Origin of the sequence: Shewanella chilikensis (genome assembly GCF_002836945.1) — a bacterium.
Lineage (GTDB): Bacteria > Pseudomonadota > Gammaproteobacteria > Enterobacterales > Shewanellaceae > Shewanella > Shewanella chilikensis.
Genome location: NZ_NIJM01000059.1, coordinates 18,350 through 27,304, shown reverse-complemented (window position 1 = coordinate 27,304; position 8,955 = coordinate 18,350). Strand labels below are relative to the sequence as shown.

6 protein-coding genes are annotated in these 8,955 nt (G+C 47.9%); all 6 read right to left on the bottom strand.

Annotated elements, in window-relative coordinates:
- Positions 1 to 215: 215 nt before the first annotated feature.
- Positions 216 to 2,867 (bottom strand): TonB-dependent receptor, encoded by a 2,652-nt coding sequence (locus CX651_RS17195; RefSeq protein ID WP_101057152.1) that lies wholly within the window; start codon positions 2,865 to 2,867, stop codon positions 216 to 218.
- Positions 2,868 to 3,318: 451 nt separating this feature from the next.
- The gene (locus CX651_RS17190) at positions 3,319 to 5,988 is read right to left on the bottom strand and encodes a TonB-dependent receptor (protein ID WP_101057150.1); all 2,670 of its coding nucleotides are present in this window, start codon (positions 5,986 to 5,988) and stop codon (positions 3,319 to 3,321) included.
- A 389-nt stretch (positions 5,989 to 6,377) separates the two neighbouring features.
- On the bottom strand, positions 6,378 to 6,809 hold the full coding sequence (gene ndk / locus CX651_RS17185) for a nucleoside-diphosphate kinase (RefSeq protein ID WP_025011497.1): 432 nt from the start codon (positions 6,807 to 6,809) through the stop codon (positions 6,378 to 6,380).
- Positions 6,810 to 7,208: 399 nt separating this feature from the next.
- Entirely contained in the window at positions 7,209 to 7,406 is a 198-nt protein-coding gene (gene iscX / locus CX651_RS17180) for a Fe-S cluster assembly protein IscX (protein ID WP_100142340.1), read from the bottom strand.
- Positions 7,407 to 7,498: 92 nt separating this feature from the next.
- Positions 7,499 to 8,398, bottom strand: coding sequence for a 30S ribosomal protein S6--L-glutamate ligase (gene rimK / locus CX651_RS17175; RefSeq protein ID WP_101057148.1), 900 nt, complete (start codon positions 8,396 to 8,398; stop codon positions 7,499 to 7,501).
- A 216-nt stretch (positions 8,399 to 8,614) separates the two neighbouring features.
- Entirely contained in the window at positions 8,615 to 8,950 is a 336-nt protein-coding gene (gene fdx / locus CX651_RS17170) for an ISC system 2Fe-2S type ferredoxin (protein WP_039033844.1), read from the bottom strand.
- Between the last annotated feature and the right edge of the window lie 5 nt (positions 8,951 to 8,955).

The following is an 8,955-nucleotide window of genomic DNA, read 5'->3' as shown; positions in this document are numbered from 1 at the left end:
TGATGGGAAACGGGATAGAGCCTATCCACGTGCGTTAAAAATGAGTAAAAACAAGTATCCCATTAAGCCTAAGAAAAATGCCGTTCACACTAAGTGAACGGCATTAACCCCAGAGGTTGCTTTTTTGTTTGAGGTTATATTTTGACGTTTAAGAACTGATAAAAAAGCCCCGTCAAAATGACGGGGCTAAGCCGTAAGGGAGGATCGGCGTTTTATCAGAACTTCTGATTAATGGTCACAAACCAAGTGCGGCCCAGTACGTCGTACAAACCAGTGTTGACATCACGATAACCATCGTAGCTATACCAAGTTGGCGCTTCTTCATCGAACAGGTTATTTACACCCAAAGTGACAGAACCATTCCAGTTATGAGCATAAGTTAGCTGAACGTTATGCTTGAAGTAGCTGGACACATCAATCAAGTCATCATTCTTATAGATATCAGCTCCTGAATCCTGACTGCCTATGTAATAGGTAGTCCAAGCAGCACTCCAGTTATCACGGGTCCAGTTAACCGATGCACTGCCACGCCACTGTGGAAGATCCTGTAGACCGGCTTCATCGAAGAAGTCAGACTCAGCATCGGCCTTGGTCTTGTAATCCAACACATGAGTCATTTCCAGCTTCAGACGGAAATCACCGAAATCAGTTTCCTGGTTGTAGCTGGTGACAAAGTCAAAGCCGGAAGTTTCCAGGGCACTCAGGTTACGATACTGGCTGTGAATGGTCTCAATCTTGCCATCACTGCCACGAACTATGTATTGAGAACCACCATTGGCAATTTCTTCACGGATCAAATCGTCAACATCGACCACTTCAATCTTGTTGTCGTAGCTGATGTCATAATATGAAGTCTCAATACTCCAATCGTCAGTCACGTTCCAGACAAAGCCCAGAGTCAGGGATTCACCTTCTTCTGCATCCAGGTTGGGGTTACCGCCGTAGAAAGTTTTATGCTGTTGGTTATTGGCACAATAGTTTTCATCTGAATTATCGGCACACCACAGAGAATCAAGCGCGTATTCAAAGCTCAATGCTTCACCGGCAAACATTTCGCCCATATTCGGGGCTCGGAAAGACTCACCCCAGCTGGCACGCAACAACAGGGAATCAACCGGACGCCAGCTGGCAGAAAGCTTAGGTACGACTGAATCAAAAGTAGAAGATACATGGCCAGAAGCTATGTTGCCCTCCTGCTCGTAACGCTCATAACGCAGCGCGGCTGACAAGTCGATATTGTACGGCAATGAAGATTGCAGCTCTACGTAGCCTGAGCTACGATCCCGGGTTGCATCAACATCATCACCACCTGAACCACCTGAGATAATACCGGCAGCTGATTGCGGATCACTCAGCTGTACGAACTCAATCATTTCATACTCGGCACCGACAACCGCGGCCAAAGTAACGCCATTGCCTTCATACAGCATGCCGGACAGCAAACCATCAAATTGGGTGCTGTTGAATTGTGCCTGATACACACCTGTGTGGGCCGCTTGACCATAAAGATCGGTCATCTGAGCATTCCAATCCTCATAGCTCATGCCTGTAGTATTGAAGATGTCGTACTCACCAGAATCAATCAGATCCTGAACGATATTATCGTTGATCAGGTTGTAGTTGAATGAGTCAGTGGTTGAGCGGGTATGCTGGGCATTGATTTCCCAGTCGATGCCATTGCCCACATCCCAATAACCCACCAAACCGGCCAGGAAGTCGATTGAGTTGGTTTCAGTGGTGGTATCCCGCGGACCAATCTGTGCCGATCTCATATAAAGAGTAAGATCTTTATCGATAGGGTTCAGCGGATTATCGGCGTCCATTACCGGCTGATTTGTTGAAACCGGAGTCCCCGCGTAACGGGTATTCGTTTCACTCAGGCTGGCAGAAGCGCGGCCACGGAATTGAATATCATCGGTCAGCTGATAATTGAAGTTTGACAGAATACTGTTGCGGTTCACATTACCAAACAGTTTGGTCACAGAGCCTGGATCATACAGGCAGCGTGAAGCGGCTTCCTGGGTTGCATCAGTCTGAGCACAGGTATCGGCGTTATAGTAGAAGTCATATATCTCCTCTCCCTTCTCATTCAAGACTCCGGTATTGTAGTAACCGCTGGGTGAAGGGCTGTAAGAGCTGCCGTTATTCAAGAACCAGTCGGCACCGCCTTCGTCCCATATGTGGCGATCATAAACAGAAGTGGCATCATAATGCTCGAACGTCAGGGTGATATTGCCCTTATCTGTGCTAAAACCAGCGGCCACGGAAAAGCGTGAAGAATCACCGCCTTCCACATCCGGAGATTCGCCGGTGTAGTTCAGCTCAACACCTTCAAAGTCTTTCTTGGTAATAATGTTAATTACCCCGGCAACCGCATCTGAACCGTAAACCGCCGAGGCACCATCACGCAGTATCTCGATTCGCTCAACAATCGCCATGGGGATGCTGGAAGTATCGGCAACGGTTCCTGAGCTTGAGCTGGTACCTGGCATGCGACGACCATCAAGCAGAATAAGCGTTGCCTGAGACCCCAAGCCACGCAGGTTTACATCACTGGTGGCACTGGCTCCGGCACCATAACCGGACATACCCCGCCAGGAACCAAAACTGTTAATGCTGGAGTTATTCAATACATCGGCAACCGAAGTTTCCCCGGTAACCTTAAGATCGGCTGCAGTAATAACAGTCACAGGTGAAGCCGTTTCCATATCCACTTGCTTGATACGTGAACCTGTTACCTCGATCCGCTCAACTTTGCCTTCTTTTGCTTCCTCAGCAGTGGCATATCCGCTGAATGCAATTCCCGTAACTGCCGCAGCAAGTAAACCGCGACGAACTGCCTTTGCAGTTAAACTGATGGAACTCATACTTGTCTCCCTGATGTTTCTTTTGTGAGAAATATCTGATTATTTTTGTTTTAAAATTTGCAAGCATATTGCAATGCTTACGATGATATTCCACAAATAAAACAATTTGGTCAACATTAAAAACCACCAAAACAACTAGGCAACAACAAATTGATACAGATAATTACGCAGGCATTCAACAGCATTAGATTTAATCAATAAAAATCAGCAAGATAGCTACCAAAAGGCCAAGTTGATACATATTGATACTTGAGTTTTCAAATAGTTAAAAATATTACTTCAATGAAATAATCTGGCACAACAAACAAAAATAACAAATTAATCGCCAAGAGAAGAAATATAACAACAAAACAACATATGAATTAAAACGTATCGAATATAGTCCTTATTTACTAAAAGCAGGCATAAAAAAACCGGCTTAAACTAAGCCGGTTTTTAAATTTAAATATGATTAGAAGGTAAACTCTACCCCTGCATAATATTCACGTCCGATAACGTTATAATAGGCTCTTGGGTAATGAGGCCAGCTGGACTGGGTGTAATCGATCTCAGGGCCTGAATCAAACAGGTTGTTGATACCTGCCGAAACCTTAAGATTGTCATAGATGAAGTAACTGGCAGCCAGGTTGACCTCCACATGACTGTCAACTTTCACTGAGTACTGGCTATCTAGGCCATTTTCAACAAAGTAGTCCATCCGCTCACCGTTCATGCTGTCGATATATTTGAACAGAAGGTTGGTGGAGAAGTCGTTGTAAGACCATCCCAGGTTCAGGTTGGCACGCAGCTGAGGCGCAGAACCTTCACCATCGATAAGATCCAGCTCTTCAGAATCCGGAGTCAGCTTTTCCTTCCAACGGGTCAGATAAGTCCCTTCCAGGCGGCTGCTGAATTCACCATAGCTCTCGGTTTCATAGCGATAGCCCAAGGAGAAGTCGATACCGGCAGTCTCACGGGAAGACATATTCATCGCCTGGGTGTTCACTTTCAGCAACTTACCTTCACTGTCGCGAATGATTTTATCGGCAAAGGCATCGGCGTGATCCAAAATGTACTGTGCACTTGGGTCATTCACCAGATTATCGATTTCAACCATCCAGTAATCTACCGTCAGGTTGATACCTTCGTAGTCCCAAACCAGACCCAGGTTGTAGTTTTTACCCTCTTCGGCTTCCAACTCTGGGTTGGCACCGATAGCAATAGGTAAAGACTCAATCTTGTCACATTCGTCATAGGCTTCGCAGCGCGGAGTATCGATAACAGTGCTGTAGCCAGTGGTGGGATCGCCAAACAAACGCTGCATATCCGGTGCGCGGAAGGTCTCGGCATACAAAGCACGCAGCATCAGGCTATCGATTGGACGGTATTCCAGTGACACTTGCGGAGTAAACTGACCACCAACATCAGACTCATCATCATAGTAGTCATAACGTCCGGCCAATGTCATGGTCAACTGATCCAAGAGTGGCAAGGCCAGTTCGGCATAGGCAGCATACTGTTCACGTTCACCTTCGGCGCTGCTGCCCCCCTTGCCTATAACGCCACCGTTGGAGGTGAAGCTGTCAGATTTATCGTAGAACCACTCCTTGCTGTACTCAAGGCCCACGGCGTAAGCGGCTGTGCCACCGGCTAGTTGGAACGCATCGCCATTGATGCCGGCGCTAAAGCTGGACAGAGTAGATTGTCCCTTCTTGTTACCTTCATAGTTCAGCAGCGCCGCATCTTCAGGAGAGATCACATCCATCAAAGACTTGCCGTTTTCGCCTGAGGTCAGATAGTCAAACATAGCCTGATGAGTCGGCGAGCCTGAGCTGCGGGATTCCACTGTCTGACGCGCAATAGACCAGGAAGTATCATACTCGATACTGTCGGTCAAAAAGCCTTTGGCACCTATGATGAAAGAGAAGTTATTGGTTTCAAAGTCAGAGGTACGTGGCCCCAGCTCACTCATACGGCGGGTGTAGAAGTAATCGCCATCTGCAGCATTGGCAAAGTCACCGCCGAATGCGGTGTCCTTTTTGAAGGTCTGGGACATACCCTTGTCTTTATTGGCAATGGTTACGCTGTCGCCGGCTACATTGAACATGAAGTCATTGCCCACTGTCGCAGACTCAATCTCGGTAAAAGTCGAGGAGTGGGTGTAATCGATGCGGGAATACAGCTGATGATCCGCATTCAGCTCCTTGGTGAGGTTGATCATGGTGGAGTAACGCTTCTGCTCCGGCAGGAAATCCCGCTGCTTGGAGCGGTCGAAACCACAGCGACCATTTTCCATCACCACATAACCACGGGCCTCACACTCGGCCGGTGACAAGGTCTTTTCCAGTTCAGTTTTGTTGTTGCCAAGATCCTGCACCAGGTTGGCGCCATAGGAGCTGTAACCCGAGTATGGCTGACCGTCGACAATATCTGTGCCCCACTCTGGGCGATCTGTTCCTTTCAGCGCCGTTCTGTCTTCATATTCGGCAAAGAAAGTCAGGTTGGCCGTGTCACTGCTGACACCTGTCATAAAGGAGAACTGGTTGTTCCGCAGGCCACCTTCATCCGTATCGGAGAAACGATACTTGAAGGTGGTCTGTTCAACATCTTTCTTAAGAATGATGTTAATAACCCCACCCATGGCATCTGAGCCATAAATCGCCGAAGCACCCGTAGTCAGGATTTCGATACGCTCAATCGCGCCCAGTGGGATATTGGCCGTATCCACAAAGCTGTCTGTACCACCGGCACCAAAAGGATACTTAGGCACCCGCTTACCGTTGATTAGGGTCAATACCCGACCGGCCCCCACGCCACGCAGGTTGACCGATGATGCCGCAGGAGTAAAACCATGGACTTCCTGCTGGGTCATGGAACCACCTGAGTTTTGTGACAGGTTACCCAGCACATCCTGAACCGAGTTGAAGCCGCCTTTTTCAATATCAGCAGCGCTCATTACCACGATGGGGGAAGCATTCTCCATATCGGTGCGTTTAATACGGGAACCCGTGACTTCAATACGTTCGACTTGTTCAGTGGCTTGAGCCTCATCGGCAGCGTAAGCCATTGTAGGGATTGATGTGGAAACAAAAGCAAACAGACTAAAGCGGATAGCCTTAGCGACGGCAGTCTGCGTTGACATATTCTCATTCCTTTTACAAAGCACGGTGGCAGGGAGGGAACACCGTGTTCTTATTCTATGTAATACTCAGCCCCCCAAACGAGAAACATACCAATAACAGCAATATTATCAATCACTTAAATGATAACAATATGTTTATACCTGGTTTAATTTGTAAAACACAAGCATCTTATCAATTAAGATCTAATGATGATTTTACAGGATCCATGCCGGGTTCCGTGAATTCGTATCATTTTGTATCGATACAAATCCGTTACAAAGATTATTTTTTAACCTGTTGTTAGAACGACGCTTTTAATAAAAAATGCGATATAGGTCGCATTTTCAATTCATACAAAAATCAAACAAAAAGGGAGCCAATTGGCTCCCTTTTGTCTATTTGCTGTTAATTAACGAGTGCGAGGACACAGCTCATCGGCAGCAAAGAAATAAGCGATTTCACGCTCGGCTGAAGCCAGGGCGTCAGAACCGTGAACAGCGTTCTCATCGATGCTGTCAGCAAAGTCAGCGCGCAGAGTACCACGGGCAGCTTCTGCTGGGTTGGTAGCACCCATGATTTCGCGGTTAGCCAGAACGGCGTTTTCACCTTCCAGAACTTGAACCATGATAGGACCAGAAGTCATGAAAGAAACCAGAGCACCAAAGAAAGGACGCTCGCTGTGCTCAGCGTAGAAACCTTCGGCTTGTTCTTTGGTCAGGTGAACCATTTTGGCGGCAACAATTTTCAGGCCGGCAGTTTCAAAACGGTTGTAGATAGCACCTATGTGGTTCTTGGCTACCGCATCAGGCTTAATGATAGAAAAAGTACGTTCGATCGCCATGACTAGATTCCTTAATCAGCGAGTTTAAAAATTCGCGCGGATTATACGAAATAATCGCGTCAAATCCTAATCTTATCTGATAAGCCCTTCAGTAAAAGCTATGATACAAGCCAGGTAATTCTCGGTTCAGTGCCTATGCTTGAGCCACAAATAGCCGAGACCGAGACAAATAAGCAACAGCAACAAAGGCATAAACGGCGGTAAATGATGAAAAAAACCTATGCCACCGTGTCCTGAATGCGCAAGCACGGCCGGGGCAAATAATCCAAAACTACAGGCGAAAATACGTGTCATGACTCACCTCCGGAAAATCTGGGTTCAACAATTTATTAACCGAATAAATATAGTTGACTCCAGATGGTGATAATTTGACCGGGATCAGCTTTCAGCCAGCGAACGCTACTTTTCTTCTATCCAACATTGCTGCACGGCTTCGAGGATTTTCTCGCTGCAGTGTTTGGGATCATCATCGAAGGCTTCCAACGCCAATATCCACTCGTAAAGCTCAGGGAAATGCAGTTGCTGCGGATCCACATCGGGATGTGCTTCCAGCAGCTCCAAAGCCAAGTCCAATGAATCTATCCACTTGAGTCCCATAGTTACTCCTGCATCAGATAAGAATTGACTTTGAGTATAGCGCCGCAGAAGAAGGCTTTATAGCATTGATTAACACTTTTCCATTAGCGAAATCAGGCTTCACTGGGCGCCTTACTCTTGCGCTTCTGCTTGGCAATAAACTCTATGATGGCGCCGGCAACATCTTTGCCGGTAGCGGCTTCAATACCCTCTAACCCGGGTGAAGAATTGACCTCCATCACCACAGGCCCATGGTTGGAGCGCAAAATATCGACACCGGCGACATTCAACCCCATGGTTTTGGCGGCACGCACCGCGATTGAACGCTCCTCCGGAGACAACTTTACCAAGGTTGCCGTGCCGCCCCGGTGCAAGTTGGAGCGAAACTCTCCCGGCAGAGCCTGGCGCTTCATCGCAGCAATCACCTTTTCACCAAGGACAAAACAGCGGATATCGGCTCCTTGAGCCTCCTTGATATATTCCTGCACCATGATGTTGGCCTTAAGACCCATAAAGGCCTCAATCACACTCTCGGCCGCCTTACGGGTTTCGGCCAGTACCACACCTATACCTTGAGTACCTTCCAAAAGTTTAATCACTAAGGGAGCACCACCGACCATGTCGATAAGATCCGGAATATCGCTGGGCTTATTGGCAAAACCTGTCACTGGCAGTCCTATGCCTTTGCGGGACAATAACTGCATGGAGCGCAGCTTATCCCTCGAGCGAGAGATCCCCATGGAGCTATTGAGTGTATAGGTAGCCATCATTTCGAACTGACGCACCACAGCCGTGCCGTAGAAGGTAATGCCGGCGCCTATTCTCGGGATCACCGCATCGAAGGGCGGCAACTCAACGCCCCCGATATGGATACTGGACTGCTGCATGCTGATATTCATGTAGCATTCCAGTGGATTGATCACCTGCACCTGATAACCCCGTTCTTGGGCGGCCTCCACCAAACGGCGTGTGGAATATAAGGTTTTGTTCTGTGACAAAATTGCAATCTGCATCCCGGTCAGTATCCCGAAGAGTGAAAAAGACAGCGCATCATACGCCTGCCGTGTTGGAAATCAATCTCTGCATGCCAAGCATAGCAATAAAAAACCGGCCTCTTGAGGCCGGTTTTCAAACGATATCAGCACTTAGGGAAGGTGCCTTGAACGCCCATTACTGTGCAAGCCACTCTCTACAAAAGAGAAGGCCACAAGGACCTGTTCTAACCTTCCCTAGCCTTCACTGACCATGTTGACTGTGTATTTGGGGATTTCCACCACCATATCGGTTTCAACCACCTTGGCCTGACAAGACAGACGGCTCTCTGGCTCCAGGCCCCAGGCCTTGTCCAGCATGTCGTCTTCCAGATCATCGCTGGGCTCGAGATCATCGAAGCCTTCACGCACTATCACGTGGCAGGTGGTACAAGCACAGGATTTCTCGCAGGCATGTTCTATGTTGATGCCGTTTTTCAGCGCGACATCCAAAATGGATTCACCCACCTCTGCCTCCACCACGGCGCCTTCTGGACACAGTTCTTCATGGGGCAAAAATACTATCTGTGGCATAGTCT